General features: G+C 68.5%; 23 protein-coding genes. 14 read left to right on the top strand and 9 right to left on the bottom strand.

Features of this window, described 5'->3' with window-relative positions; translation table 11 throughout:
* Positions 1 to 89 precede the first annotated feature (89 nt).
* Positions 90 to 1,985 (bottom strand): S8 family peptidase, encoded by a 1,896-nt coding sequence (locus H4F99_RS01835; RefSeq protein WP_220480983.1) that lies wholly within the window; start codon positions 1,983 to 1,985, stop codon positions 90 to 92.
* Between the two features lie 587 nt (positions 1,986 to 2,572).
* Here H4F99_RS01835 and H4F99_RS01830 point away from each other — a divergent pair.
* Entirely contained in the window at positions 2,573 to 3,628 is a 1,056-nt protein-coding gene (locus H4F99_RS01830) for a LysR substrate-binding domain-containing protein (protein ID WP_182667998.1), read from the top strand.
* Here the strand turns inward: H4F99_RS01830 and H4F99_RS01825 are convergent.
* The 3 genes from H4F99_RS01825 to H4F99_RS01815 all read right to left on the bottom strand — a co-directional run bounded on the left by H4F99_RS01825 (position 3,616) and on the right by H4F99_RS01815 (position 6,961).
* Positions 3,616 to 4,377, bottom strand: coding sequence for a 2OG-Fe dioxygenase family protein (locus H4F99_RS01825; protein ID WP_182667997.1), 762 nt, complete (start codon positions 4,375 to 4,377; stop codon positions 3,616 to 3,618). The genes H4F99_RS01830 and H4F99_RS01825 overlap by 13 nt on opposite strands.
* 87 nt (positions 4,378 to 4,464) lie before the next feature.
* Positions 4,465 to 6,198, bottom strand: a complete 1,734-nt coding sequence (locus H4F99_RS01820; RefSeq protein ID WP_182667996.1) for a M28 family metallopeptidase — start codon at positions 6,196 to 6,198, stop codon at positions 4,465 to 4,467.
* 82 nt (positions 6,199 to 6,280) lie between these two features.
* Entirely contained in the window at positions 6,281 to 6,961 is a 681-nt protein-coding gene (locus H4F99_RS01815) for a DUF4097 family beta strand repeat-containing protein (protein WP_182667995.1), read from the bottom strand.
* A 156-nt stretch (positions 6,962 to 7,117) separates the two neighbouring features.
* Here H4F99_RS01815 and gpmI point away from each other — a divergent pair, with 156 nt between their 5' ends.
* The 3 genes from gpmI to H4F99_RS01800 all read left to right on the top strand — a co-directional run bounded on the left by gpmI (position 7,118) and on the right by H4F99_RS01800 (position 11,352).
* Entirely contained in the window at positions 7,118 to 8,653 is a 1,536-nt protein-coding gene (gpmI, locus tag H4F99_RS01810; protein ID WP_343064117.1) for a 2,3-bisphosphoglycerate-independent phosphoglycerate mutase, read from the top strand.
* Complete coding sequence (locus H4F99_RS01805; RefSeq protein WP_182667993.1) at positions 8,653 to 9,903, top strand: murein hydrolase activator EnvC family protein; 1,251 nt, start codon at positions 8,653 to 8,655, stop codon at positions 9,901 to 9,903. The genes gpmI and H4F99_RS01805 overlap by 1 nt, the downstream gene beginning before the upstream one ends.
* A 114-nt stretch (positions 9,904 to 10,017) precedes the next feature.
* Positions 10,018 to 11,352: a S41 family peptidase gene (locus H4F99_RS01800; RefSeq protein ID WP_182667992.1), complete on the top strand. Its 1,335-nt coding sequence runs from the start codon at positions 10,018 to 10,020 to the stop codon at positions 11,350 to 11,352.
* 10 nt (positions 11,353 to 11,362) lie between these two features.
* Here H4F99_RS01800 and H4F99_RS01795 read toward each other — a convergent pair whose 3' ends face one another.
* On the bottom strand, positions 11,363 to 11,683 hold the full coding sequence (locus H4F99_RS01795) for a DUF1820 family protein (RefSeq protein ID WP_182667991.1): 321 nt from the start codon (positions 11,681 to 11,683) through the stop codon (positions 11,363 to 11,365).
* Positions 11,684 to 11,767: 84 nt separating this feature from the next.
* On the bottom strand, positions 11,768 to 12,439 hold the full coding sequence (locus H4F99_RS01790) for a rhomboid family intramembrane serine protease (protein WP_182667990.1): 672 nt from the start codon (positions 12,437 to 12,439) through the stop codon (positions 11,768 to 11,770).
* A 252-nt stretch (positions 12,440 to 12,691) separates the two neighbouring features.
* Between H4F99_RS01790 and H4F99_RS01785 the strand changes: the two genes are divergently transcribed.
* Positions 12,692 to 14,044, top strand: coding sequence for an OmpP1/FadL family transporter (locus H4F99_RS01785; protein ID WP_182667989.1), 1,353 nt, complete (start codon positions 12,692 to 12,694; stop codon positions 14,042 to 14,044).
* A gap of 117 nt (positions 14,045 to 14,161) precedes the next feature.
* On the opposite strand, the gene putA is transcribed toward H4F99_RS01785, so the two are convergent.
* Positions 14,162 to 17,413, bottom strand: coding sequence for a bifunctional proline dehydrogenase/L-glutamate gamma-semialdehyde dehydrogenase PutA (gene putA, locus H4F99_RS01780; RefSeq protein ID WP_182667988.1), 3,252 nt, complete (start codon positions 17,411 to 17,413; stop codon positions 14,162 to 14,164).
* Positions 17,414 to 17,793: 380 nt separating this feature from the next.
* Between putA and coxB the strand changes: the two genes are divergently transcribed.
* From coxB to H4F99_RS01760, 5 genes are all read left to right on the top strand, one after another.
* Entirely contained in the window at positions 17,794 to 18,699 is a 906-nt protein-coding gene (coxB, locus tag H4F99_RS01775; protein WP_182667987.1) for a cytochrome c oxidase subunit II, read from the top strand.
* A 27-nt stretch (positions 18,700 to 18,726) separates the two neighbouring features.
* Entirely contained in the window at positions 18,727 to 20,340 is a 1,614-nt protein-coding gene (gene ctaD, locus H4F99_RS01770; protein ID WP_182667986.1) for a cytochrome c oxidase subunit I, read from the top strand.
* A 75-nt stretch (positions 20,341 to 20,415) separates the two neighbouring features.
* Positions 20,416 to 20,550, top strand: a complete 135-nt coding sequence (locus H4F99_RS14540; protein WP_281369221.1) for a hypothetical protein — start codon at positions 20,416 to 20,418, stop codon at positions 20,548 to 20,550.
* Positions 20,551 to 20,588: 38 nt separating this feature from the next.
* On the top strand, positions 20,589 to 21,149 hold the full coding sequence (locus H4F99_RS01765) for a cytochrome c oxidase assembly protein (protein ID WP_182668129.1): 561 nt from the start codon (positions 20,589 to 20,591) through the stop codon (positions 21,147 to 21,149).
* Between the two features lie 36 nt (positions 21,150 to 21,185).
* Positions 21,186 to 22,064, top strand: coding sequence for a cytochrome c oxidase subunit 3 (locus H4F99_RS01760; protein WP_182667985.1), 879 nt, complete (start codon positions 21,186 to 21,188; stop codon positions 22,062 to 22,064).
* Between the two features lie 125 nt (positions 22,065 to 22,189).
* Here the strand turns inward: H4F99_RS01760 and H4F99_RS01755 are convergent, their stop codons facing one another.
* Complete coding sequence (locus H4F99_RS01755; protein WP_182667984.1) at positions 22,190 to 22,414, bottom strand: twin transmembrane helix small protein; 225 nt, start codon at positions 22,412 to 22,414, stop codon at positions 22,190 to 22,192.
* Positions 22,415 to 22,477: 63 nt separating this feature from the next.
* Between H4F99_RS01755 and H4F99_RS01750 the strand changes: the two genes are divergently transcribed.
* Genes H4F99_RS01750 through cyoE form a run of 4 tightly spaced genes read left to right on the top strand, consistent with a single transcriptional unit; the run spans position 22,478 to position 25,885 of the window.
* On the top strand, positions 22,478 to 23,203 hold the full coding sequence (locus H4F99_RS01750) for an SURF1 family cytochrome oxidase biogenesis protein (RefSeq protein ID WP_182667983.1): 726 nt from the start codon (positions 22,478 to 22,480) through the stop codon (positions 23,201 to 23,203).
* Positions 23,200 to 23,769 carry a hypothetical protein gene (locus H4F99_RS01745; protein WP_182667982.1) on the top strand — a complete coding sequence of 190 codons (570 nt, stop codon included), beginning with the start codon at positions 23,200 to 23,202 and terminating at the stop codon, positions 23,767 to 23,769. Before H4F99_RS01750 ends, H4F99_RS01745 begins: the two co-directional genes overlap by 4 nt.
* Positions 23,770 to 23,792: 23 nt before the next feature.
* Positions 23,793 to 24,944, top strand: a complete 1,152-nt coding sequence (locus H4F99_RS01740; RefSeq protein ID WP_182667981.1) for a COX15/CtaA family protein — start codon at positions 23,793 to 23,795, stop codon at positions 24,942 to 24,944.
* Positions 24,944 to 25,885: a heme o synthase gene (gene cyoE / locus H4F99_RS01735; RefSeq protein ID WP_182667980.1), complete on the top strand. Its 942-nt coding sequence runs from the start codon at positions 24,944 to 24,946 to the stop codon at positions 25,883 to 25,885. Before H4F99_RS01740 ends, cyoE begins: the two co-directional genes overlap by 1 nt.
* A 17-nt stretch (positions 25,886 to 25,902) precedes the next feature.
* Here the strand turns inward: cyoE and H4F99_RS01730 are convergent, their stop codons facing one another.
* Positions 25,903 to 26,502 (bottom strand): hypothetical protein, encoded by a 600-nt coding sequence (locus H4F99_RS01730; RefSeq protein ID WP_182667979.1) that lies wholly within the window; start codon positions 26,500 to 26,502, stop codon positions 25,903 to 25,905.
* Between the last annotated feature and the right edge of the window lie 17 nt (positions 26,503 to 26,519).

Raw genomic sequence — 26,519 nt, 5'->3', positions numbered from 1 at the left:
CCCCATCCGCCCAAAAGCATGAGCCCCGGGCAGGCCGGGGCTCATGTGGACGTCCAACCGCCCTGATCAAAGGCGGGTGGCAGGGCCGCTTACGGGGTATCCAGCCACAGGTCGTAGCTGCCGCTGCCGGAGTACGACAGCACGCGCCAGTAGTAGTAGCCGGCCGAACCGTTGTAGTTCACCGACTCCTCGCTGCTGGGCGTGGTGGACTCGGCAACCTTGGTCCAGCCGTAGCCGCTCCAGCGGTACAGTTCCAGGTCGAAGTCGGTGCCGGCCGGACCGCGCAGCCAGCCCCTCTGGGCGCCAGCGCCCGACTGGTAGTAGTTGCCGTTGGGCTGCACCGCGGAGCTGCCGGTCCCGGACAACGAACCGCTGTACTTGTCGCAGCCCGTGCACGGCTCGCCCGGGTTCGGGTTGCCGCCGCCGCCCTGGTAGTCCGCCACCAGGCTCAGGCCGTTGAAGGCGCTGTAGCCACGCAGCATGACGTGCCAGGTCCCGGCCTGCGGGCTGGCGAAGGTGCAGCTCTCGGTGTTGCCGTTGCGATACGGGCGGCAGTCATAGGTGCTGGTGGTCGGCGCCGCGCCGAAGCGGACGTACAGGTCGGCATCGCCGCTGCCGCCGCTGGTGTTGAAGCTGAGGTTGCTGGCCCCGGCCGGCACGGTGAAGGTGTAGCGGGTCTCCGAGCCCGAGGCGCCGTTCACGCTCACCGGCACGCCCTTCTGCAGGCTGCCCGGGGTGGGATCCGGATCGGGATCGGGGTCCGGATCGGTACCGCCGCCGAAGATGCTGTAGGCGAGCAGGTTCGGCGAGCCGGAACGGGCGTCGCTGACCTTGTTCGGGGTGGCGTTGCTGGTGATCGCGTTGGTCACCTGGCTCACGCTCGCGTTCGGGTTGCCGGCGAGGTACAGCGCGGCGATGCCTGCCACGTGCGGCGAGGCCATGGAGGTGCCGCTGATGCTGTTGGTGGCCGAGTTGCTGGTGTGCCACGCCGAGGTGATGGACGAACCCGGCCCGTAGAGGTCCAGGCACGTGCCGTAGTTGGAGAACGAGGAGCGCGCGTCGGACGAGGTGGTCGAGCCGACGGTGATCGCCGACGCGGCGCGGGCCGGCGAGTAGTTGCAGGCATTGCCGTTGTCGTTGCCGGCAGCGACGACGACGGTGACGCCGGCGTTGGTCATGCGGGCCACGGCCTGGTCGACCGACGACGAAGCGCCGCCGCCGAGGCTCATGTTGGCGACGGCCGGCTTGACGTGGTTCTGGGTGACCCAGTCCATGCCGGCGATGATGCCGGAATAGCTGCCGGTGCCATCGCAGCCCAGCACGCGCACCGCGTGGAGGGTGACGCCCTTGGCGACGCCGTAGGTGGTGCCGCCGACGGTGCCGGCGACATGCGTGCCGTGGCCCTGGCAGTCGTTGGTGCCGTTGCCGTCGTTGATGGCCGTGTAGCCATTGCCCATGCGGCCGCTGAACTCGTTGTGGGTCGCGCGGATGCCGGTATCGACGATATACGCGTGCACGCCGCTGGCGTTGGTGTTGTAGGTGTAGGTTCCGCTCAGCGGCAGGTTGCGCTGGTCGACGCGGTCGAGGCCCCAGGTCGCGTTGTTCTGCGTCGCGGCGATGTGCATGTAGCCGTCTTCCTCGACGAAGGCCACGCGATCGTCGGCGAGGATCTGCGCCAGCTCTTCGTCGTTGGCGTCGACGACGAAGCCGCGCAGCGCGCTCTGGTAGGTCCGGACGACGTTGCCGCGGCCGCCGCGGCGGCTGCGGTTGCGCTGGAACGACTGCGCCACGCTGGAGATGCTGGGCTTGTTGGAGGCGGCCTCGAAGCCGAGACTGGCGGCGTCGTCCTTCAGCACGACGATGTAACGGCCTTCGATCGGCGCCTTGGCGAGACGCAGCTCGGCGTCGGCGGCACTGGCGTGGCCGGCACCAAGCATCAACACGGCGCCGACGGATGCGGCAAGAATGGTCTTTCTGCGATTCACGATACTACCCTCACTGGCTGTACTGAGTGTTGCCGCGGTACACGCGTGTCCGCGGGTCTGATCGCAAACGCGTTGGGCCTTTCCCCTGGTTCCGCCGTGAAGGCGGGGCCTGTACGCGATGGCTGACGACACAACGCGATCAGGTGCCCGGACTGGTGCGCATCACATGGAACCGTCATGCGCGGCCGTTACCCTGCGCCATGCAACGGGGCGTGGACTAGGCGCCCCGTTGCATGGCCTCCCCCTCGTGCCGACGGCCCAAGTGAACTGCGCGTGACGGCGTGCGTCCAATGCCGATATCAAATGAGCTTATCCGGCAATCGTTTGAGTGAATCTCCGGATTTGCTTATTTGTTTTCTCTATAAGTCCGTCGTCGTCTTTGAGACACCGGTACGCGGAACTCCGCTCCCGGCTTGACCGGGCTCGGTCCTGCCGTGGTATATCGATATACGAGCACCACAAGAGGTGGGCCGGCTCCGGCTCATGGGCATGGCCAGGAGCGGTACAGAGCGGTCCTGCGATCTCGCAGCGTTGCCGTCGTCGGACGGCTGCGTGTTGTTTGCTGGATGACGCAAGGATGTTGCCGCATGACATTGAAAGAACTCCGTTGCCTGTTGGCAATCGTCGAGGCCGAGCTGAACATCAGCGCGGCCGCCGAAACCATGCATGCCAGCCAGCCCAGCCTGTCACGGCACCTGAAGCTGCTGGAGGACGAGTTGGGCTTCCAGGTGCTGGCGCGGCGTGGCCGGAGCATCGCCGGGATCACGCCCGCCGGACAGGAAGTGATCCGCCTCGCGCGCCGGATCGTCAATGACGTGGGCAACATCCGCGCCTATGCCGCCAATGTGCGGGGCGAGGGCGCCGGCGAGCTCAACCTGACGATGCCCCAGACCTATGCACGGCACCTGCTGCCGCCCGTGCTCGCCATCCTGACCAAGCGCTATCCGCAGCTGGACGTGCGCATCCACCACCTGGGCGAAGGGGAGCCGACCGAACGGCTGGAGGACAGCCGGGCCGACATGATCCTGCTCAGCACCGCGGGCGACCGGGTCCCGGCGGGGATTTCCCTGCCCCTGTTCAGCTGGAAGCGCGTGGTGATGGTGCCGCGCGTCCATCCGCTGGCCAGCCTGGACCGCCCGGTGACCCTGGTGGAACTCGCACGGCATGCGCTGGTGACCTACGACGCGTCGCGGCGGCCTGACTCGTCGCTGCGGCGGGTGCTCGGGCAGGCGGGCCTGCGTGCACGCTTCGCCTGTTCCGCGCAGGATGCGGACCTCATCAAGGTGTACGTGCGCGCTGGCCTGGGGGTGGGGCTGGTTGGCGAGCTGGCAGTGGAGGATGCCGACCGGGAGGAGTTCGCGGTGCTCGAGGTCGAGTCCAGCCTGCCGGAGTGCGTGGCCTGGGCCCTGGTGCCCTCGGGTCGGGTGCTGCGCGATTACACCGTCGACCTGATCCGCCTGCTCGCGCCGCAGTTGCCGGCGGACGACATCCGGCGCGCCATCGATGGCAGCGCACGTCCCCTATGGCCGCCACCCCGTGCCTGGGATGCGGGCTATGCCGACGTCGGGGAGCCGCGGCTGGGTCGCCCGCCCACGCGCACGACGCTCAACCACCTGCCGCAGCAGAGCACCTACCTGGGCTGAAGGCCGGGATCCGGCGTGCGGTCGGCGTCGCGAAGGGTCACCACCAGCACGTCCCGGTGCGAGGGCAGCGCGGGGTCGAGGGCTTCGACCGGCGTGACACCGTGGAAGACGCGGGCATCGTCGACCAGGGCGGCATCGAAGGCGCGCGCGAGGGTGAAGGCACCCACTTCGCGGCCTTGCATGTCGTGGATGCGGGTGGTGCCGCGGGCCACGTTCTCCCGGTCGACCATCAGCACCAGCACGTAGTCGACCCCATCGCGGTGCATGCCTTCGGGCGTGGGTTGCCCCGGGACATCCGCCTGCGCCTCGATCCGGAACTGGTGGACCTCGGCGTGCCAGGCGGCGACGCCCGGCGCCAGGGAGGCGAACAGCGCATGGCAGTGGCGCAGGATCGCCTTCAGGCTCTCGCCCTGTGCGACGCTCGCTTCGATCGGCTCGAACCAGCGCTCGATGTCGCCCTGCAGCGTGTTGTAGGCCAGGCTCTGGTAGTGCGGCTGGTGGGGGCAGGGCTGCACGCGCGCGCCCTCGACACCGTGTTCGAGCCGGAACACCGCATGCCGGCGACGGCGCTGCTTGCCGAGTTGGGCCAGGTAGCGGTCCGGTTCGAGCCGGTTCCAGCTGTCGACGAAGGGGCCCCAGTCCCCGAGTGAACCTTCATCCTCCAGCCAGGCCCGCATGACATCGGCCTCGACGAAACAGAAGCCGCGGTCGCGGACGGCGTCGAGGAACGGGGGCGGGGAGAGGCTCATGGCGCGGCCGGGGCGGGGGAGCGACAGCGTAGCCGAAAACAGCGACGGCGCCCGAAGGCGCCGTCGTCATGGCGTGCGAACCGGCGGTTATTTGCCGGCGGATTCCAGCAGCTTTTCCTGCGCGGCGCGGAAGGCATTGCCTTCATACCAGGTCGGACGCGCGTCGCTCCCGGCGAGGTCGCGGCCGACGCCGTACAGGGCCTCGAGGTCCTGCATCACGCCGTCGAACTTCCAGTCCTCGCTGAACTCGTCCGCGGCCTTGTGGTAGCGGTTGTCGCGGTAGTCTCGCTGGGCCGCGTGGCCGGCCTCGGTGCCACCGTCGACCAGATCGTCGCCACCCTTGGCATACAGCGCGGGCACGCCGGCCTTGGCGAAGTTGAAGTGGTCGGAACGGAAGTAGAAGCCGCTCTGCGGCGTCGCCTCGGCCACCAGCGTGCGGCCCTGGGCGTCGGCATGCACCTTCAGCATGTCCTCCAGCTCCGAGTTGCCGAGGCCGATGACGGTCATGTCCTTCGACTTGCCGATCACCGGCATCGCGTCGAGGTTGATCACGCCGACGGTGTCGGCCAGCGGAATGGCCGGGTGCGCGACGTAGTACTTGGAGCCGAGCAGGCCGGATTCCTCGAGGGTCACCGCGACGAACAGCACCGAGCGCTCCGGCGCCGGGTCCTGTGCGGCGAAGGCCTCGGCGATCTCCATGATGCCGGCGACGCCGGTCGCATTGTCGACCGCGCCGTTGTAGATGTGGTCCTCGCCCTCGGGCGCCTCGCCGTCGTGGCCATGGTTGCCCAGGTGGTCCCAGTGCGCCATGTACACGACCGCTTCGTCCGGGCGCGTGCTGCCCGGCAACTTGGCGACCACGTTCTTCGAGGACTTCTCGGCGATCGTGCTCTTGAGGTCGAGCGAGAGGGTGGCATCCAGTGGGATCGCCTTGAAGCCCTTGCGGTTCGCGGACTGGTAGAGCGCATCGAGGTCCTGCCCGAGGTCGGCGAGCAGGCTGCGGGCGACATCGCCGGTGATCCAGCCCTGGGCCTGCAGGCGCGGTTCCGGATCGTCCGCTGCGCGCAGGTCGAACTGGGCACCGGACCATGAGTTCTTCACCACGTCCCAGCCATAGGACGCGCCTTCGGTGTCGTGGATGATGATCGCGGCGGCTGCACCCTGTCGCGCCGCTTCCTCGTACTTGTAGGTCCAGCGGCCGTAGTACGTCATGCGCTGGCCTTCGAACAGCGATGCGTCCCCGGTGTGGAAGCCCGGGTCGTTGACGAACATCACCACGGTCTTGCCCTTGACGTCCACGCCTTCGTAGTCGTTCCACCCGAGTTCGGGGGCATTGACGCCGTAGCCGACGAAGACCAGGTCGCTGGCTTCGATGTCGATCTGCGCCTGGCCGGTGCGGGTGCCGATGACCATGTCGCTGCCGAACTGCAGGTCGCGCGGGGTGCCCTTGACGTCGAGCTTCAGCACCGTGGACTCGTCGGCGGTGGTCTCGACCATCGGCACGTCCTGGAACCAGCTGTCGCCATTGCCCGGCTGCAGGCCCATCGCCTCGAACTGCGACTTGAGGTAGTCGAGTGTCAGCGTCTCGCCGTTGCTGCCAGGCGCGCGGCCCTCGAATGCGTCGGACGAGAGGGTCTTCACGCGCTCGGCGAAGTCGGCCTCGGTGATCGCGGCCTCGAAGGCATGGGCCGGCGCGGTGGCGGTTGCCTCCGCCGGGTTCGCGTCGGTCCCGGTATCGGGAGCCTGCGGGCTGCAGGCCGACAGCACGAGGGCGGCGGCGACTGCCTGGGTGGCGGCGTGGAGCGGGGTGCGACGGGACATCGGGCCTCCGGGGGCATGCAACGAAGGCCCGATGATACGACGGTCGCCGACGCCCTGCCGGCGACGGCGGCCTCGGCCCCGTTCAGTCCTGGGGCGCGGTGTCGCTGCTGTAGCGCATCGCGGTGGCGCCGCTGATCGCGCCGGTACGCGCGGTGTCATGCACGTAGAGCTTCACTTCGCGCTCGAACACGAGGGTGCCGTCGACCACGGCATTGGGACCGATCACCACGCGCGGCGGATCGTTCTTGCGATTGCCCAGGTTCAGCCATTGGCCCGTGGGCTTTTCGTAATGGATGCCGCCGCGGACATGCGACCCCGCCCCGACGGTGAGGTCCCCGTTGACGGTTTCGATGTCGCCACCGACCACCGCGGCCACCAGCCCGATCGCGCCGTTGACGGTGTCGATGTCGTCGCCGACCTGGCCGCGATTGCCGACATAGATGCCGCCATTCACCGTGGAAAGGCCACCGCTCGCGACGACGCCTTCTTCCAGCCGGATGCCGCCGTTGACGGTTTCCAGGTCTTCCACCCGGGCGGACGCGCCCACCTTGATGCTGCCATTGACGGTTTCGGCATCCCGCACGGTGGCGTTCTCGCCGATGCGGATGCTGCCGTTGACCGTTTCGAGGTCGCCGTAGGCCTGGCCGGCCTCCGCGGTGATGCTGCCGTTGACCTTGTCGATGCTCTGCTGGGCGCCGGCAAGCGTGGGGGCGAGCGCAAGCGCGCACGCCAGCGGGAGGAGTCGGATCGTGTGTCGGATCATGGGCGTGTCCATGCTGTCGGGATGAAGGATGGATGCGCGTGGCATCGCGAGGGTTTAGTTCCGCCGGAAAACACTCACCGCCCGTTGCGGCCGCTTCGCTACAATCGCAGGTCCACGCATCCCGGGCCCCTGCCCGAAGTCACGGAATCCCGCCACGTGTCCGAATCGCCACGCATCACGCCGGTCGTCCTGCTGATCCTGGACGGCTGGGGCCATCGCGAAGACCCCACCGACAACGCCCTCGCCGCCGCCCACCTGCCGAACTGGGACGCGCTGGTCGCCACGTCGCCCCACACGCTGATCCATACCGAGGGCCGGCACGTCGGCCTGCCGGATGGCCAGATGGGCAATTCCGAGGTGGGCCACATGAACCTCGGCGCCGGGCGCATCGTCTACCAGGACCTGACCCGCGTGGATGCGGCCATCGAGGACGGCAGTTTCTTCGCCAACGAAGCGCTGCGCGCGGCCTGTGCCGACGCGAAGGCCGGCGGCCACACCCTGCACCTGATGGGCCTGCTGTCGCCGGGTGGCGTGCACAGCCATGAGGCGCACCTGTTCGCGATGATCGACCTGGCCCGTCGCGAAGGCGTGCCGCATGTCGCCGTGCATGCGTTCCTCGACGGCCGCGACACGCCGCCGCGTTCGGCCGCGCCCAGCCTGAAGGCGCTGCAGGAGGCCTGCCAGAAGGCAGGCAATGCCGAGATCGCCAGCGTCGCCGGCCGTTACTTCGCGATGGATCGCGACAACCGCTGGGATCGCGTGCGCAAGGCGTGGGACGCCATCGTCGAGGCCGCCAGCGAGCACCACGCCCCCGACGTCACGACCGCGCTGGCCGACGCCTACGCGCGCGGCGAGAACGACGAGTTCGTGGCCCCCACGGTCATCGACGACGGCGCCACCATGCGCGACGGCGATGCGGTGGTCTTCATGAATTTCCGCGCCGACCGCGCGCGCCAGTTGAGCGCAGCCTTCGTCGCCCCGGACTTCCAGGGCTTCCATGCGCGCCGGCCCGCGCTGTCGAGCTTCGTCTGCCTGACCGAATACGACGCCAGGCTGCCCGCCCCGCTGGCCTTCCCGCCGGAAGACCTGCGCAACACGCTCGGCGAAGTGCTGGAGCAGAACGGCATGGCCCAGCTGCGCATCGCCGAGACCGAGAAATACGCCCACGTCACCTTCTTTTTCAGCGGCGGGCGCGAGGACACGTACGAGGGCGAAGAGCGCATCCTGATCCCGAGCCCGCAGGTCGCCACCTATGACCTCCAGCCGGAGATGAACTGCCCGCAATTGACGGCCCAGCTGGTGGATGCGATCGGCTCCGGGCGTTTCGACGCGATCGTCTGCAACATCGCCAATCCGGACATGGTCGGGCACACCGGTGTCTTCGAAGCGGCGGTGAAGGCGGCCGAGGCGGTCGACACGGCGATTGGCGCGGTCCGTTCGGCGGTCGAGGCGGCCGGTGGCGCCCTGCTGGTCACCGCCGACCACGGCAACCTCGAGATGATGCGCGACCCGGCGACCGGCCAGGCGCATACCGCGCACACCGTCGGTCCGGTGCCGTTCGTCTATCGGGGGCCGCGCGATGCGGCGCTGCGCAGCGGCGGCGCCCTGCGCGACGTCGCGCCGACGATGCTCGACCTGCTCGGCCTGCCGAAGCCGGACGACATGAGCGGCCGGAGCCTGCTGGACGCCTGATGCCGCCCGCGCGCCTGCCTGCCATTGCCCGGTGGGCCGCGCTGGCCCTGTGCCTGTGCGCCACCCACGCGGCCGCGCAGCAGCAGCGTGCCACCGAACGGCAGCTGGAGGCGGTCCAGCGCGAGCTGCGCGAGGTGGCCGCCGAGCGGCGCGAGATCGAAGGCGAGCGGAGCGATGCGCACCGGGCGCTGAGGGATGCCGACGAGAAGGTCGCGCAGTCCAGCCGGGCGCTCCATGACATCGAGTTGCAACTCGCGGACGAGGAGGCCTCGCTCGCCTCGTTGCAGCAGCGGCGCGACACGATGCAGCTTGCCCTGGCCGGGCAGCGGGAGGAGCTGGCCCGGCTGCTGCGCGCGGCCTATGCTCAGGGCGGGGATGCCCCCCTGAAGGTGCTGCTGGCCCAGGACAGTGTCGCCCAGGCACAGCGCCTGCTCACGTACCACCGGTACCTGCAGCAGGACCGCGCCGATCGCATCCGGGCGCTGTCGGCCGAACTGGAGGACCTCGACGCGGTCGAGCGCGACATCGCGGCGCGCCAGCTCACGCTTGAAGCATCGAAGCGCGAACTCGACGCGCGCGTCGCCAGCCTCGAGCAGGACCGCGATGCCCGCAAGGCGCTGGTGGCCGACCTTGACGCGCGTTTTGACGACCGCCGCACGCGCGAGCGCACGCTGGGGCGGGATGCCCGTGGGCTGGAGCAGTTGCTCGCCCGCCTGCGCGAGGCCGCGCGTCGCGCGGAAGCAGAACGCCGGCGGGCCGCCGAAGCGGAAGCCGCGCGCCAGGCGGCCGCCGCCGCTTCGGCGACGCCGGGCGCCACGCCCGCGCCACGGTCCGCCCCGCCGCTTGCCAGCGCGGCCCTGGGCGGCCCGCAGGTCGGCGGCACCGGGTGGCCGCTGACCGGCAGCCTGATGGCCGGTTACCAGGCCCGGATGCCGGACGGCCGAAGCAGCGACGGCCTGCTGCTGGGTGCCGCGGCAGGCACCCCGGTCAAGGCCGTGGCCGCCGGCAGCGTGGTGTATGCCGGCTGGATGACCGGCTACGGCATGCTGCTGATCGTCGACCATGGGGGCGGCTACATGAGCCTGTACGCCCACAACGACGCCCTGCTCAAGGACGTGGGCGACAGCGTGCAGCGCGGGGACGCGGTGGCGACGGTCGGCACCTCGGGTGGGCACGGCCGGCCCGCGCTCTATTTCGAGCTCCGCCGCGACGGCAAGCCGGTCGATCCCGGGGTCTGGCTGCGTCGCTGAATGCCCCCGCAGGCGCGTGCATGGGGTTAACGAAAGCTTCCATCCGTGCGCCCTAACGTGTTCATATCCAAGCAGACCGCCGGGCTGGAGGCCCGGCCCGAACCGGAGTCCTGCATGCCCGTCCGTTGCATCCGTCCGATCGCCGTGCTGTCCGGTTGGGTCCTGGCCAGCGTGCTGGGGCCTGCGTCCGCGCAGGACGCGCCGCCGACCGATCCGCCCGATCCGCCCGCGGGCGCCAGCCCGGAAATGGTCGGTTCGGCCGTGCCGCTGGACGAGATCCGCCGCTACGTGACCGTGTACAGCGCGATCAAGCAGGCCTACGTGGAGCCGGTCGAGGACAAGGACCTGATGGAGTCGGCCATCCGCGGCCTGCTGTTCGACCTCGATCCCCACAGTGTCTATTTCGACAAGGACCAGTCCGAGGACTTCGACGAACGCGCCCGCGGTGCGTACGAGGGCATCGGCGTGGAGCTGCAGCGCCAGCCCGACGGCACGCTCAAGGTCATCGCGCCGATCGACGGCACGCCGGCCGAGCGTGCCGGCCTGCAGTCCGGCGACATCATCACGGCCATCGACGGCAAGGCCTTCGAGCCGGACGAGGGCGACACGTCGGCGCCCCTGCGGGGTCCGGCCGGCAGTTCGCTGACGCTGACCCTCGTGCGCAAGGGCCGGGACGCGCCGTTCGACGTCACCCTGACCCGCGACACCATCCGTATCACCAGCATCCGTGGCCGGATGCTCGAGCCCGGCTACGCCTACATCCGCATCAGTGCGTTCCAGGCGGATACGGCCGCCGACTTCGCCACCCAGCTCGATGCATTGAAGGCCGAAGCCGGCGCGCCGCTGCGGGGGCTGGTCATCGACCTGCGCAGCAATCCCGGCGGCCTGTTGACCTCGGCCGTGCAGGTGGCCGATGACCTGCTGGAGGCCGGGGAGATCGTGAGTACGCGCGGGCGCCTCGCGATCAGCGACGCGCAGTTCTCGGCGACCCCGGGCGATCGTCTGGAGGGTGCCCCGGTGGTGGTGCTGGTGGACGCCGGTTCCGCCAGTGCATCGGAGGTGCTGGCCGGCGCGCTGCGCGACAACGGCCGGGCCCGCGTGGTCGGCAGCCGCACCTTCGGCAAGGGCTCGGTCCAGACCGTCCTGCCGCTCGACAACGGCGACTCCGTGAAGCTCACCACCGCGCGCTATTACACGCCCAGTGGCGAATCGATCCAGGCCCTGGGCATCGTGCCGGACGTGGTGCTGCATCCCGCCGAAGACGGGAGCGACGGTGGCGCCGCGCGCTATGTCGAATCGAGCCTGCCCGGCCATCTGGATGGTGGGAAGGCCGCGGGCGTCGCCGGCGAGAACGCGGGCGAAGTGCTGTCCGGCGAACGCCACATCGCGTCTGCCCTGGCCGAACTGAAGCGGGATACGGCCCGCCCGGTACCGGCCGCAGGCGGCTGAGCGTACCGGGTCAGCGCGGCTTGCCGGGCATCGGGAACGGCGTCACCACCTTCTCGCCGGTCCCGGCGTCGCGGATCGTCGAAGTGCCCTTCCGCTCCACCTCCTCGATGCGGACGATGCTCTGCATCGGCAGGTGCAGCACCCGCGTCTGGCCGAACTCGTCGCGCAGCCGCTCCTCGGTCGGATCCACCACCACGCCCGCGTTCACGTCGAACACGAGGTCGCGGACCTCGGTGAATCCCCACAGCGCGCCCGACGCGACCTGGCGTGCGTAGAGCTCGTACACCTTGCCGGCGTTGAGGAACGTGACCTTGTAGAGCGGTTTCGACATGGCGGGCGATCGGTCCTGTGGGCGATTCGGGACATCGTCCCTGTCGCCGTACCTAGGGGCGGCGTCGCCCCATCTCAAGGCCGCTCAGTAGCCGCTGCGCTGGCGCATCCGCTTGGCGATGCCGGACCGGGCGATCAGGGCAAAGCTGCCGCCGAACGCGAAGCCGGCCAGGTGCGCCGACCAGGCGACCGCGCCGAAGGCCGGGCCGAACCAGGTGAACAGGATCTGCAGCAGTGCCCAGGTGCCGATCAGCAGGGTGGCCGGCACCCGCAGGAACTGCAGGTAGAGGCCCAGCGGCAACACCACGCCCAGCCGCGCTTGCGGAAACAGCGCCAGATACGCGCCGATGAGGGCCGATACCGCGCCGCTGGCACCGATGATCACCCGGTCCGGCGTGCTGATGGCGATCACGGCGGCCAGGTTGGCGAACGCTCCGCCAATCAGGAACACCAGAAGGAGCCGCCAGCCGCCCATGATCCGCTCCGCGGGCAGCCCGAAAATCAACAGGAACACGAGGTTGCCGAGCAGGTGGGCCCAGTCGGCGTGCAGGAACAGCGCCGTGAACAGGCGTTGCCAGTCGTGGGGCGACGCGGCATCGAGTCCGCCGGACAGCGCCCCCCAGTCCTGCATCAGCCGGTCCTGGCTGCCATCGGGCAGCATCGCCACCCATGCAAAGCACCCCCACAACGCCGCGAACAGCAACGGCGTGGCCCAGCGCAGCGGCGACTTCTGGCGGGAGGGAACGGCGATGAACATGGGATGGTGGGCTCGTTTCCAGCGACGGGCGCGGCGCAGCATGACCAGTGGGACTGGTCCCGCGTGCGTCCACCGACGATAAGGCATCCACGCCAGGCCACGCACCCGCGAGTACCGGGAATGTGATGGGTGGTTGTTAGCAACCGGTTAATTTCACGATATAGTACATACGGCGTCGTATGTCGGGAGGGTTCCCGCAGGGCTGCGGCGACCGGAAAGCACCTATAAGAAACTCCAATGGAGAGAGCACGCATGCAACACGCAGACCGCATGATCCGCCTGTCGGCGCTGGCGCTGGGCATTTCCGGCGCGCTGGCGTTCGGCCAGGCCCACGCCTCGGGCTTCCAGCTCAAGGAAAACAGCGTCAAGTCGATGGGCGCCGCCTTCGCGGGCGCCGGCATCCGTGACGACGACGCGTCCGTGGTCACCAACAACCCGGCCACGATGACCCGTTTCGAGGGCACGACGGTCCAGGGCGACCTGAGCGTCATCGACCTGAACTACGAAGCGGCCGACATGGAGGGCTACGACATCCTCCGCCAGCCGCTGACCGGTGGCGACGGCGGCCAGGCCGGTGACGTGACCCCGATCCCGGCGATGTCGGTGGTCCACAAGTTCGACAACGGCCTGGCGCTGGGCGCCATGGTCAGCGCGCCGTTCGGCCTGAAGACCGAATACGACCGCGACTGGGTGGGCCGCTACTACGCGGTGACCTCGGACGTGCAGATCGTCGATCTCACCCTGTCCGGCGCGATCGACATCACCGACCGCTTCTCCGTCGGCGGTGGTTTCATCTTCTCGCGTGCCGACGTCACGCTGTCCAAGGCGGTCGACTTCGGTACGATCCTGATGGGCGCCGGCGCACCCCTGCCGTTCGCCCGTCCGCAGGCCGCCGATGGCTTCGCTGAAGTGCAGGGCGAGGACAACGGCTTCGGCTGGCTGCTCGGCGCGAACCTGCGCCCGACCGACAAGCTGACCCTCGGCTGGTCGTACCGCTCCGAGATCGACTACGACCTCGAGGGCGAGGCTGACTGGACGGTCCCGGCGAATGCGCGCGCGGTGTTCGACGCCAACCCGATGACCCGCGTGCTGTTCAACGACGGCGACGCCAGCGCCGCGCTGACCACGCCGTCCGTGATGAGCATCGACGTGGGCTACCAGTTCACCGACCGGTTCTCGATGGCCGCCACCTACTCGGAGACCAACTGGAGCTCGCTGCGCGAAGTGCGCATCGATTTCAACAACCCGGATCCGGATTCGGTCGAGGAGTTCAGCTGGGGCGACACGCGCTTCTCGTCGATCGGCGCGGACTACGTGCTGAGCGACGCATGGACCCTGCGCGCCGGTTTCGCCTACGACGAAACGCCGACCACGTATGCGCACCGCACGCCGCGCCTGCCGGACGAGGATCGCCGCTGGTACTCGCTGGGCGCGACCTGGAACATCAGCGACGCGTTCGAGATGAACTTCGCGTACACCTACATCGATCCGGACACCCCCGAGATCGGCATCATCACCCCGCCGCAGGCGGGTGGCCAGCGCCTGTTCGGCACCTTCGACGGCGACGCGCACCTGTTCGGCGTCTCGGGCCAGTACCGCTTCTGATCGCGATACCGGTCCTGCAAGAAAAAAGCCCCGCTCCGGCGGGGCTTTTTTTGTCGTGCATCATCCGGTCGACCGTGCCGGATCCCGGGTGCGGGGCAGCCCGGGACCGTGCGGGACTTACTCCCCCAGGGTCAGCAGCGATGCATTGCCGCCTGCCGCGGTGGTGTTGATCGTCACCGTCTTCTCGGTGACGAAGCGCGCCAGGTAGTGCGGGCCGCCGGCCTTGGGGCCCGTGCCGGACAGTCCCTGGCCGCCGAAGGGCTGCACGCCGACGATCGCGCCGATCTGGTTGCGGTTGACGTAGCAGTTGCCGACCTTGATGGCGCGGGTGATCCTCTCGACCGTCTCGTCGATCCGCGAGTGGATGCCGAGGGTGAGGCCGAAACCGGTCGCGTTGATGGCGTCGATCACCTGGTCGAGCTCGCTGGCCTTCCAGCGGATCACGTGCAGCACCGGCCCGAAGATCTCCTTGTGCAGCTGGTCCAGCGAGCGCAGCTCGTAAGCGCGGGGCGCGAAGAACGTCCCGTGCTCCGCTTCCGGCGTCGCCGGCACCGTGGCGATGTGGGTCGCCTCGATGTCCATGCGCATCACGTGCTGCTCCAGGTTTTCCAGCGCGTCCTGGTCGATGACCGGGCCGACGTCGGTCGACAGCAGGCCGGGGTCGCCCAGTTTCAGTTCGGCCATGGCACCGGCCAGCATCTCGATGACCTTGTCGGCGATGTCTTCCTGCACGAACAGCACGCGTGCCGCCGAGCAGCGCTGGCCCGCCGAGGTGAAGGCCGAGGCCATCGCGTCCTTGACCAGCTGCTCGGGCAGCGCGGAGGAGTCGGCGATCAGCGCATTCTGGCCGCCGGTCTCGGCGATCAGCACGCCCAGCGCGCCATCGCGACCGGCGAGTGAGCGGTTGATCGCCGCGGCGGTGTCGTTGGAGCCGGTGAAGGCGACGCCGGCGACCCGCGGGTCGCGTGTGAGCGCGGCGCCCACGATGGCACCGTCGCCGGGCAGGAACTGCAGCACGTCCTCGGGCACGCCGGCTTCGTGCAGCAGTTTCGTCGCCGCATAGCCGACCAGGTTGGTCTGCTCGGCCGGCTTGGCGATCACCGCGTTGCCGGTCGCCAGTGCCGCGGCGACCTGCCCGATGTAGATCGCCAGCGGGAAATTCCACGGGCTGATGCAGACGAACACGCCGCGGCCGTGCAGCTCGAGCACGTTGGTCTCGCCGGTCGGGCCCGGCAGCGGCTCGGGGTTGAACATGGTGCGCACCTGCGCGCCGTAGTAGCGCAGGAAGTCCACGGCCTCGCGGACTTCGCCGACCCCGTCCAGGATGGTCTTGCCGGCATCGCGCGTGCACATGGCGATGAACTCGGGCATGCGTTGTTCGAGCAGGTCGGCGGCATGCTCCAGGATCGCCGCACGGCCGGCGGCCGGCATGGCGTTCCATTTCGGCTGCGCGGCCACGGCGTTTTCCAGCGCCTGCTCCACCGTCGCACCGTCCGCGGCACGCCAATGCCCGACGACCTCCCGCAGGTCGGCCGGGTTGGTCACCGGGCGGCTCTCGCCGTCCGGGTTCGCACCGGGGACCAGCGGTCCGGCGAACCAGTCATCGCGGTAGGCAGCGTTGATGCGATCGGCCAGCTCGCGAAGCGCGTCGTCGTTGGCGAGGTTGATGCCCATGGAGTTGCTCCTGTCGCAGTACGGCAAGCGGTCCGCGAAACTGCGGTACAGCTCGACCGGCAGCGGGATCTGCGGGTGGGGGATGGTGTCGAAGCCGGCAACCGTGTCGAGCGGGTCGCGGACCAGGTCCTCGACCGGGACGTCCTCGTCGGTGATCCGGTTGACGAAGCTGGAGTTGGCGCCGTTCTCGAGCAGGCGACGCACCAGGTAGGGCAGCAGGTCCTCGTGGGAGCCGACCGGGGCGTACACGCGGCAGGGGACGTCGAGGCGGTCGGCGGGAATGACCTCGTTGTAGAGGTCCTCGCCCATGCCGTGCAGCTTCTGGAATTCGAAGGCCACGGCGCCGCCGCCGGCACGCGCCATCGTGTGCACCGCGGCGATGGTGTGCGCGTTGTGGGTGGCGAACATCGGGTAGACCACGTCGGCCTGGGACAGCATCTTCCGGGCGCAGGCGAGGTAGGACACGTCGGTGTTCGGCTTGCGCGTGAACACCGGATAGGTGGGGTGGCAGTCCACCTGGGCGCGTTTGATCTCGCTGTCCCAGTACGCCCCCTTGACGAGGCGCACCGGGATGCGGCGGCCATGCCGGCGCGCCAGCGCGGCGATGAAGTCGATCACCTCCGGTGCGCGCTTCTGATACGCCTGGATCGCCAGTCCGTAACCCTCCCAGCCTTCGAGGGAGGGGTCGGCATACGCAGCGGCGAACACGTCGAGCGACAGCTCCAGGCGGTCGGCTTCTTCGGCGTCGATGGTGAATCCGATCCCGTGCGACTTCGCCAGTCGCGCCAGTTCCAGCACGCGCGGGACCAGTTCGGCCAGCACGCGCGCACGCTTGGCGTGCTCGTAGCGCGGGTGCAGGGCCGAGAGCTTGACCGAGATGGAAGCGGCGCCGAAGACACCGTCCCGGAGCTGGGCGGCGTGGCCGTGCTCCGCGGCATGGCGTCCGATGGCCTGGATGGCCTGCCGGTAGGCCTCCAGGTAGCGTTGGGCATCCGGCTCGGTCAGTGCGGCCTCGCCCAGCATGTCGAACGAGTAGCGATAGTCCGCATTGATGCCCTTGCGCGACCGGTTCAGGGCCTCGCCGATGGTCCGGCCCATCACGAACTGGTGGCCCATGATGCGCATGGCCTGGCGCACCGCGAGGCGGATCACCGGCTCGCCGACGCGCCCGACCAGGCGTTTGAACGCGCCGCGGGTGTCGCGCTTGGTCTCGTCGCCGAGCTCGACCAGGTGGCCGGTCAGCATCAGGCCCCAGGTGGAGGCATTGACCAGCACCGACTCCGACTGACCCATGTGGCGCTTCCAGTCGGCCTCGCCGAGCTTGTCGCGGATCAGCCGGTCGGTGGTCTGCTGGTCCGGGATGCGCAGCAGGGCCTCGGCCACGCACATCAGCAGCACGCCTTCCTCGCTGCCCAGGTCGTACTGGCGCATGAAGGCTTCGATCGCACCCTGGTCGTGGACGCCGGCACGCACCCGTTCCACCAGATCGGTGGCCTTGCGGCGGGTGGTTTCACGGGCCTCGTCGTCCATCCGGGCCTGCGTGAGCAGGGCCTGGACATGCGCGGCCTCCTCACGGACCCACGCATGGGTGATCGCGGCGCGCTCGGGGGCCGGCGCGGGGGGGAGCTCGGGGCTGATGAGCAGGCGCGGCGAATGACCGACGCCTGCACGGGCAGGACGGTTTTCTGGGGCCATGACGGGTATGGCAGGGCGGGGGATTCGGCGTAGTGTAGGGCCGGACCGGGGCGCCGTGCATCCCTTTTTCACCGTGCGTTTACACCGTGCCGGGACTAGTGTGCCGAATCGGGCTGAAAGCGTGTCCTGGCAAGGGTTTCGCGCCATTCGCAGGCGTCTGGAAAAGCGGGGTGCCGGCGCGCTTCTGCTTGCCCGCCCGCGGCCCTGCGGCTACCATTTCACGGTTTTCCGTAGCGCCGGCAGCGGCGTGATGGGCCCTTGCGTGTCGCGATGGGCTCGCCAGCCACCTGGCCGGCCCGTTTCCGCCCGGCGGAACGAGGCGACCGGGAAGCCCGCGGAGCGACTCACCACCATCCATGATTTTTCGGGGCTCGAATCTGATGAAAGCCGGTTGTTTCAAGCAGTGGGCAGCGGGTATCGCCGTCATGGCACTGCCGGTGCTTGCACAGGCGCAGGCGGCGGATCCCAAGCCGTGGCAGCTGAACATGGGCCGCGGCGTGACCCACCTGTCGCAGAACGCCTATGAGGCCCACATGCTGGCCCTGTGGATCTGCATCGCGATCGGCCTGCTCGTCTTCGGTGCGATGGGCTATGCGATGTTCGCGTTCCGCCACTCCAAGGGCGCCAAGCCGGACACCAGCTTCACCCACAGCACGAAGCTCGAGATCGTCTGGACCGTCGTCCCGGTGCTGCTGCTGGTGATCATGGCCTTCCCGGCCACCAGCAAGCTGATCGACATGTACGACACCCGCGAGGCCGAGATGACGGTGAAGATCACCGGCTTCCAGTGGATGTGGAAGTACGACTACCTCGGCGAGGACGTGGGCTTCACCAGCCGGCTCGACCGCAAGAGCGAGGAAATCCGCCAGAGCGGCATCGTCCCGACCACGGCCGACCATGAGCACTACCTGCTCGACGTCGACAACATGCTGGTGTTGCCGACCGGCACCAAGATCCGCTTCGTGATCACCGCCGATGACGTGATCCATGCGTGGTGGGTGCCGGCACTGGGCTGGAAGCAGGACGCGATCCCGGGCATCGTCAACGAGGCTTGGACCCAGATCGACGAGCCGGGCATCTACCGTGGCCAGTGCGCCGAACTGTGCGGCAAGGACCACGGCTTCATGCCGATCGTGGTCAAGGCGGTGAGCCCCGAGGAATATCGGGCCTGGCTGGACGAGCAGAAGCAGGCCGATGCCCCGGCGACCGCGACTGTCCCGGCCACCGGCGCCCCCAGCACCGAAACCGCCGCTGCCGACGCCGCCGACGCGGCCGTCGCCGGCTGATTCCCGAATTACTTCCGAGGTTAGGCCATGGCCGTCACCCACGCTGACACCCACCACGACGACCACGCCCACAAGCAGGGCTTCATCGAGCGTTGGTTCTTCTCGACGAACCACAAGGACATCGGCACGCTGTACATGGTGTTCAGCTTCATCATGTTCATCGTCGGCGCGGCGATGAGCGTGATCATCCGCACCGAGCTGGCGCACCCCGGCCTGCAGCACGTCAGTCCCGAGTTCTTCAACTCGATGACGACGATGCACGCGCTGGTGATGATCTTCGGCGGCGTGATGCCGGCCTTCGTCGGCCTGGCCAACTGGATGATCCCGCTGCAGATCGGCGCGCCGGACATGGCGCTGCCGCGCATGAACAACTGGTCGTTCTGGATCCTGCCGTTCGCCTTCAGCCTGCTGCTGATGACGCTGTTCCTGCCGGGCGGCGGCCCCGCCGGCGGCTGGACCCTGTACCCGCCGCTGTCGCTGCAGGGCGGCAACAACGTCGCCTTCGTGATCTTCGCCATCCACATGATGGGCATCAGCTCGATCATGGGCGCGATCAACGTCATCGCGACCGTGCTGAACATGCGCGCGCCGGGCATCGACCTGCTGAAGATGCCGATCTTCTGCTGGACCTGGCTGATCACTGCGTTCCTGCTGATCGCGGTGATGCCGGTGCTGGCGGGCGCGGTCACCATGCTGCTGACCGACAAGTTCTTCGCGACCAGCTTCTTCAACGCGGCCGGCGGCGGCGACCCGGTGATGTACCAGCACATCTTCTGGTTCTTCGGCCACCCCGAGGTCTACATCATGATCCTGCCGGCCTTCGGCGTGGTGTCGGAGATCATCCCGACCTTCAGCCGCAAGCCGCTGTTCGGCTACCAGGCCATGGTGTACGCGACCGCGTCGATCGCCTTCCTCTCGTTCATCGTGTGGGCGCACCACATGTTCACCGTCGGCATGCCGTTGGGTGGCGAGATCTACTTCATGTTCGCGACGATGCTGATCGCGATCCCGACCGGCGTGAAGGTGTTCAACTGGGTCACCACTATGTGGCGCGGCTCGATCTCCTTCGAATCGCCGATGCTGTGGGCGATCGCCTTCGTGATCCTGTTCACCATCGGTGGGTTCTCGGGCCTGATGCTGGCCATCGTCCCGGCCGACTTCCAGTACCACGACACCTACTTCGTGGTCGCGCACTTCCACTACGTGCTGGTGACCGGCGCGCTGTTCTCCATCATCGCCGCCGTCTACTACTGGTGGCCGAAGTGGACCGGCCGCATGTACAACGAGGGCATGGCGAAGTTCCACTTCTGGTGGACGATGGTCTTCGTCAACCTGCTGTTCTTCCCGCAGCACTTCCTGGGCCTGGCCGGCATGCCGCGCCGCATCCCGGACTACAACGTGGTGTTCGCGGACTGGAACCTGGTCAGCTCGATCGGTGCGTTCGGCATGTTCGTGACGCCCTTCATGATGGCGTTCATCCTGTGGCGTTCGAAGAAGGTCGGTGCCAAGGCCGAAGCGCGTGCCTGGGAAGGGGCGAAGGGCCTGGAGTGGACCGTGCCGAGCCCGGCGCCGCACCACACCTTCAGCACGCCGCCGGTCATCAAGGACGGCGACCTGGCCCACGGCGACGTCACGCACTGAGCCACGCCAACGGACGATGCCCGCACCGCAGCGGCGGGCATCCCACCCCCGCAGGAAACGAGTAGACCCGACGAGATGACCGCACCTGTCGACCCCCGCAGCGACCTCGACGCACGCCGCAAGGCGGCGCGGCGTACGGCCGTGTGGGTGGCGCTGGTCGCGGTGGGCGTATACGTCGCCTTCCTCGTCAGCGGCGCGGTGAACCTGTGAGCGGACACGACGGCCAGCGCCGCAACGCGACCGCGCGGATGGCGGCCATCATGGTCGGCGTCGGCGTATGTGCGTTCGGCCTGTCCTTCGCGCTGGTGCCGCTGTACCGGATCGCCTGTGAAAAGGTCTTCGGGATCCGCCTCGAGCGGACCGCCTCCGAGGACCGCGCAATGGCCGATGCCGAGGCGCGCTGGGTAACGGTCGAGTTCGATGGTGGCGTCAATTCCAAGCTGCCCTGGGCCTTCCACCCGAACCAGGCGACGATGCGCGTGCAGGTCGGCCAGCCCTACGACACCACCTACTATGCGCACAACAACAGCGAGCGGATGATCGTCGGTAGCGCTGTGCCGTCGGTGGCGCCGGCACGTGCGTCGGGCTATTTCAACAAGACCGAGTGTTTCTGTTTCACCGCGCAGACGCTGCAGGCCGGGGAAACCCGCGACATGCCGGTGCGTTTCATCATCGATCCGGACCTGCCGGCCGACGTCAAGACGGTCACCTTGTCCTACACTTTCTTCAAGAACGACGCGCTCACCGCGGAACAGGCTGCCGCATCCCCGCACGGGAACACGGCCCAGTCCCCGCGCGCCGCGCCCTGACCTGCAATCGCTCCAGCCAAGAACGGAACCGTCGCCATGGCCCAAGCCCACTCGCCAGACGCCAACGTCTATTTCGTCCCGCACAGCAGCCGCTGGCCGTTCCTCGGCTCGATCGCGCTGTTCGTGACCATGATCGGCATCGCCAGCTGGATGAACGAGGTCAGCTGGGGTCCGATCAGCTTCTTCGTCGGCATCGCGCTGCTGTGTGGCGTCCTGTTCGGCTGGTTCGGCGACGTGATCCGCGAGTCCGTCGCGGGCCATTACAACAAGCAGGTCGACACCTCGTTCCGCATGGGCATGGTGTGGTTCATCTTCTCGGAGGTGATGTTCTTCGGCGCCTTCTTCGGTGCGCTGTTCTACGCGCGCCAGCTTGCCCTGCCGTGGCTGGGTGGCGAGGGCGACGGGGTCATGACCCACAGCCTGCTGTGGAACAGCTTCAGCAACGCCTGGCCGACCAATGGCCCCGGCACCATCGGCGGCGAGTTCCAGACGATCCCGGCCTGGGGCCTGCCGCTGTTGAACACGATGATCCTGCTGACGTCGGGCGTGACCGTCACCATCGCGCACCACGCCCTGAAGGCCGGGCATCGTGCCCAGCTGCTGCTGTTCCTCGGGCTGACCGTGTTGCTGGGTTGCGTGTTCCTGTTCTTCCAGGCGGAGGAGTACATCCACGCCTACCGCGACCTGAACCTGACCCTCGGCTCGGGTATCTACGGGTCCACGTTCTTCATGCTGACCGGCTTCCACGGTGCCCACGTCACCCTGGGTACGATCATGCTCGCGGTGATCTGGTTCCGCTGCCTGAAGGGCCATTTCACGAAGGACAACCACTTCGCGTTCGAAGCGGTCGCCTGGTACTGGCACTTCGTCGACGTGGTCTGGCTCGGCCTGTTCCTGTTCGTCTACGTGCTGTAACCCCCGGCAGGACAGCCCGGTCCGGGACTCGCCGATGCGGGTCCCGGATCTGCGCCGGAAAGCGACGGCCTGCCGTCGCCTTTTTGCTTTAAGCGGACACGCTGCCGCGGTGCCCCGGCGGCGGCTCAGGGATTCCGGCCGACGCCGTGGAATTCGATCCAGCCCATGTACTGGGCGAGCACGACCAGCAGGATCAGCGCCACGGACACGGCGATGCGCCTGGTCAACGCGTTCACGGTGCGCTTGCTGTCGCTCTTGTCCACGAGCATGTAGTACAGCCCGGCGCCGAGGTTCCAGAGAATGATGATCAGGAAGGCGATGATCACCAGGGTCTTCAGCGAATCGTTCAAGGCGGACTCCGATCGGCGACAGGTCGTGGGGAAGCTGGAATTATCGCAGGCGGCGGGTCGTTCGTGACCCGTCGAGGCCACCTGCTGGTCGGCTGGACGCTGGCCGTCGCGGCGATCGTCCTGTTCACGAGCCTCGGCACGTGGCAGTCGCGGCGGGCGGTCGAGAAGCAGGCCATGCTCGACGCCGCCGCCGAGGTCCTGGCCCGGCGTGTCCCGCGTGGGCTCGAGGCAGCGGCCGATCCGGAGCGTCGACACGCATACGATTGGGCGGAAGGCCGCGGTGAGTTCCTGGACCGCGCGCCGCTGCTGCTCGACAACCATCAGCACGAGGGGCGCGTCGGCGTGCGCGCCTATCGGGTGTTCCAGCCGGAGTCCGGGCAGCGCCTGCTGGTCGACCTGGGCTGGCTCCCGATCGGCGGACAACGCGAGATGCCGGACATCGGGCTTCCGTCCGGCACCCAACGGCTCGGCGGCCTGTTGTCGGCGCCGCCCTCGGCCGGCCTGGCGCTCGGGCCGGCGATGGCGCGCGAAGGCGACGCATGGCTACTGACCCGGGTCGACATGGATGCCATCGCACGCGCACTCGACCTGGGTGAGTCGCTTGCGCCGCGCGTGCTGCGTCTGGATCCGGCGCTCCCGCTGGGTTACACGCGCGACCTGGTGCTGCTGCCCAATACCCTGCCGCCCGACAAGCACCGCGGCTATGCGGTGCAATGGTTCGGGCTGGCGCTCACCGTCCTTGCGACGGCCCTGATCCTGACATTCAAGAAGAAACGAACGACGCCATGAACGAGATCGATACCGCCAAGCGCAACCGCAATCGCACCTTCCTCGTGCTGATCGCGGTGATGTTCTTCGGCAGCATGGCGGTGGCCGGATTGCTGCGTTTCTCGGGCTGGCAGCCGGAAGGCATGAAGAACCACGGCGAACTGCTGCAGCCGGCTCTGGACGCACGCGATGCACGACCGCGTGCCGCCGACGGCAGCGCGTATGCGTGGCAGCCCGAGGCGCGCACCTGGCGCATGGTCGCGGTTCCGCCGCCGGGCTGCGAGGCCGCCTGCGCCGACGTCGCCGGCCAGCTGGAGCTGGTGTGGGCGCTGTTCAACAAGGACAGCGAACGCGTGCACGTCCTCTGGCTGGGCGAGTGGCCCGAGGGCAGCGAGCGGCCGGGCACGCTCGTGGAGATCGTCGACGATGGTGGCCTGCGCGATCGCCTTCCCGCGCTGCCCGCGGATGCCGCCGGCGTGCCGGTCTATGTCATCGATCCGAACGGGTTCGTCGTTCTGCGTTACGCTCCGGGCTTCGATCCCGCTGGCTTGCGCAAGGACCTCGTCAAGCTGCTCAAGCTGCGCTGAGCCGCCGGAACAGGGCCCGATCCATGAACAAAGCCTTCAAGGCCGCCGCTTATTCCAAGCACTTCCACCGCATCGCCTGGTTGGCGATCGCGTTGGCCACCTGCGTGATCGTGTTCGGTGCCTTCGTGCGCCTGTCCAATGCCGGGCTGAGCTGCCCGGACTGGCCCACCTGTTATGGACGCGCCACCTGGCCCGGTGCAACCGCCGACGCGGTCGACCATGCGGCCAGTGCGATCCGCCCGTTCGAATCCCACAAGGCCTGGCGCGAGCAGGTGCACCGTCACCTGGCGGCCACCCTCGGGCTGCTGGTGTTCGCACTGGCCCTGCTTGCCGCGCGCAAGCGACGCTTCGGCATGGCGCAGGTGCTGGCGGCCGCCGGGCTGGTCGCGGTCGCGATCCCGTTGTACATGCATGGCGAGCACGTGGCGGCCTCTGCCCTCGCGATCCTGGGCGAGGCCGTGTTGCTGTTCGCGGCCCTGCGTTGGACCAATGCCGACCTCGCACGGGTCTCCGCGCTGACCCTCGCGGTCATCATCTTCCAGGCCCTGCTGGGCATGTGGACGGTGACATGGCTGCTCAAACCGATCGTGGTGATGGGCCACCTGCTGGGCGGCCTGCTGACCTTCTCGCTGCTGCTGTGGATGGCCTGGAAGGCGACGGACGCACCCATCCGCAGCGCCGACGCACCGCAATTGCGGCGATGGCTGTTCGTGGGCCTGCTGCTGCTTGGCGTGCAGATCGCGCTGGGCGGCTGGACGAGCGCCAACTACGCGGCGCTGGCCTGCGGGAACGACTTCCCGACCTGCGTCGGCCAATGGTGGCCCCGGCATGACTTCGGCGAGGCCTTCGTGCTCTGGCGCGGTATTGGCGTCGACTACGAAGGCGGCATCCTCGACGGCGAGGCGCGCATTGCCATCCAGCTTGCGCACCGGCTGATGGCGCTGGTCGTGTTCGCGTACCTCCTGGCGTTCGCGGCCCGCCTCGTCCGCCTGCCCGGGGTCCGGAGCTGGGGCGTGTTCCTGCTGGTGATGGCGGTCGTGCAGGTGGCCCTGGGCATCGCCAACGTCAAGCTCGGCCTCCCGCTGGTCGTGGCCGTGATGCACAACGCCGGTGCGCTGCTGCTGCTGTTCGGCATGGTGTCGCTGCTCGCCCGCATCGAGGCGCCGGAGCACTGATGGCCCGGCCCGTGCACGAGGGCTTCGCGACCACGGCGAAGCAATACTGGGACCTGACCAAACCGCGGGTCGTCGCGTTGATCGTGTTCACGGCCCTGGTCGGGATGTTCCTCGCGGTGCCCGGCCTGCCGCCGCTGAAAGAGTCGGTGCTGGGCTTCCTCGGGATCTGGCTGGCCGCGTCCAGCGCCGCGGCGATCAACCAGCTCCTCGATTCACGCATCGACGCGAAGATGGCACGGACCGCCTGGCGACCGATCGTCGTCGGCCAGATCACCCCGATGCGCGCGCTGGCGTTCGCGCTCTGCCTCGCCGCGCTCTCGATGGCGATCCTGGTGCTGTGGGTCAATCCGGTCACGGCCGCGTTGACCTTCGCGTCGCTGATCGGTTACGCGGTCGTCTACACGGTGTTCCTGAAGCGCGCGACACCCCAGAACATCGTCATTGGCGGGATCGCCGGCGCGGCCCCGCCGCTGCTCGGCTGGGCCGCGGTGACGGGCATGCAGGGCGAGTGGGACTGGGCGCACGCGCTGTTGCTCGTGCTGATCATCTTCGTGTGGACCCCGCCGCACTTCTGGGCGCTGGCCATCTTCCGCCGCGAGGACTACGCCCGGGCGCTGGTGCCGATGTTGCCCGTTACCCATGGCGTGCAGTACACGCGCTGGCAGATCCTGTTCTACACCGTGCTGCTGGTCGTGGTCAGCGTGCTGCCGGTGGTGTTCGGCATGAGCGGCCTGTTCTACCTGGGCGGTGCGCTGGTGCTGGGCCTGGTGTTCCTCTGGTACGCCTGGAAATTGATGGACCCGCCCGACGAGTTCTTCGCGATGCGGGTCTTCAACTACTCCATCGTCTACCTGATGGCGCTGTTCGCCTTCCTGCTGGTCGACCATTGGTTGCTGCCCTGGCTCGAACCGGCCGCGGCGCTGGAGTTCACGCCCGACTGACGCCGGGCGGCACGGCGTCAGTCGATGACGATGCGGGCGTCGTCCGGCATCGAATCGACGACCGGGAGGGTGCTGGGGTTGCCCGGATACCCGCCGCCTTCATGCACCAGCCGGACCACGCCGGAGGCGCCGCCACCACCGCCGATGCTGACGTAGAGCTCGCGCCAACCCGCCGGGCCGGCCGCGCCGACGGCGATCGGACTGCGAGTCACCGACGTCGATGCCACCTTCGTGAAGGTGGCGCCCTCGTTGCGGAACACCACCAGGCTGCAGCCGCCGGAGCCGCAGAAATACGGATCCTCCAGGTAGACCAGCAGGTCGTCCTGGCCGTCGCCGTCCAGGTCGACCCGTGCATCGCGGTGACGGGTGTCCGCCTCCGCGCCTTCCTGTTCGAGATAGGCCGCCACCGCGGCCTGCGCGCCCGCTTCATCGCCATAGGCGACGGGCGCTTCGGCAGGCGTTTCCGCCGTCGGCGAGGCATCGATCGGTGGGGGCGTCTCGAGCGCGTCGGACGGCGCGGCCGCCGGTGCGGGTGTCGTATCCGGGGTGGCCGGTTCGCTGCAGGCGGCAAGGGCGAGGCCGCCGATGACCAGGAGGCTGGAGGCTAGCAGGCGCATGTGTGGGTTCCGTGCGG

Origin of the sequence: Marilutibacter penaei, from assembly GCF_014145395.1 — a bacterium.
Classification (GTDB): Bacteria; Pseudomonadota; Gammaproteobacteria; order Xanthomonadales; family Xanthomonadaceae; genus Marilutibacter; species Marilutibacter penaei.
The sequence above is the reverse complement of the archived record's forward strand: the minus strand, read 5'-3'. Positions and strand labels throughout refer to the sequence as shown.

Coding starts and splice junctions, on each gene's coding strand:
- H4F99_RS01830 (WP_182667998.1), top strand. CDS start 2,573: ATGACATTGAAAGAACTCCGTTGCCTGTTGGCAATCGTCGAGGCCGAG.
- H4F99_RS01825 (WP_182667997.1), bottom strand. CDS start 4,377: ATGAGCCTCTCCCCGCCCCCGTTCCTCGACGCCGTCCGCGACCGCGGC.
- H4F99_RS01820 (WP_182667996.1), bottom strand. CDS start 6,198: ATGTCCCGTCGCACCCCGCTCCACGCCGCCACCCAGGCAGTCGCCGCC.
- H4F99_RS01815 (WP_182667995.1), bottom strand. CDS start 6,961: ATGATCCGACACACGATCCGACTCCTCCCGCTGGCGTGCGCGCTTGCG.
- H4F99_RS01805 (WP_182667993.1), top strand. CDS start 8,653: ATGCCGCCCGCGCGCCTGCCTGCCATTGCCCGGTGGGCCGCGCTGGCC.
- H4F99_RS01800 (WP_182667992.1), top strand. CDS start 10,018: ATGCCCGTCCGTTGCATCCGTCCGATCGCCGTGCTGTCCGGTTGGGTC.
- H4F99_RS01795 (WP_182667991.1), bottom strand. CDS start 11,683: ATGTCGAAACCGCTCTACAAGGTCACGTTCCTCAACGCCGGCAAGGTG.
- H4F99_RS01790 (WP_182667990.1), bottom strand. CDS start 12,439: ATGTTCATCGCCGTTCCCTCCCGCCAGAAGTCGCCGCTGCGCTGGGCC.
- H4F99_RS01785 (WP_182667989.1), top strand. CDS start 12,692: ATGCAACACGCAGACCGCATGATCCGCCTGTCGGCGCTGGCGCTGGGC.
- putA (WP_182667988.1), bottom strand. CDS start 17,413: ATGGCCCCAGAAAACCGTCCTGCCCGTGCAGGCGTCGGTCATTCGCCG.
- coxB (WP_182667987.1), top strand. CDS start 17,794: ATGAAAGCCGGTTGTTTCAAGCAGTGGGCAGCGGGTATCGCCGTCATG.
- ctaD (WP_182667986.1), top strand. CDS start 18,727: ATGGCCGTCACCCACGCTGACACCCACCACGACGACCACGCCCACAAG.
- H4F99_RS14540 (WP_281369221.1), top strand. CDS start 20,416: ATGACCGCACCTGTCGACCCCCGCAGCGACCTCGACGCACGCCGCAAG.
- H4F99_RS01765 (WP_182668129.1), top strand. CDS start 20,589: ATGGCGGCCATCATGGTCGGCGTCGGCGTATGTGCGTTCGGCCTGTCC.
- H4F99_RS01760 (WP_182667985.1), top strand. CDS start 21,186: ATGGCCCAAGCCCACTCGCCAGACGCCAACGTCTATTTCGTCCCGCAC.
- H4F99_RS01745 (WP_182667982.1), top strand. CDS start 23,200: ATGAACGAGATCGATACCGCCAAGCGCAACCGCAATCGCACCTTCCTC.
- H4F99_RS01740 (WP_182667981.1), top strand. CDS start 23,793: ATGAACAAAGCCTTCAAGGCCGCCGCTTATTCCAAGCACTTCCACCGC.
- cyoE (WP_182667980.1), top strand. CDS start 24,944: ATGGCCCGGCCCGTGCACGAGGGCTTCGCGACCACGGCGAAGCAATAC.
- H4F99_RS01730 (WP_182667979.1), bottom strand. CDS start 26,502: ATGCGCCTGCTAGCCTCCAGCCTCCTGGTCATCGGCGGCCTCGCCCTT.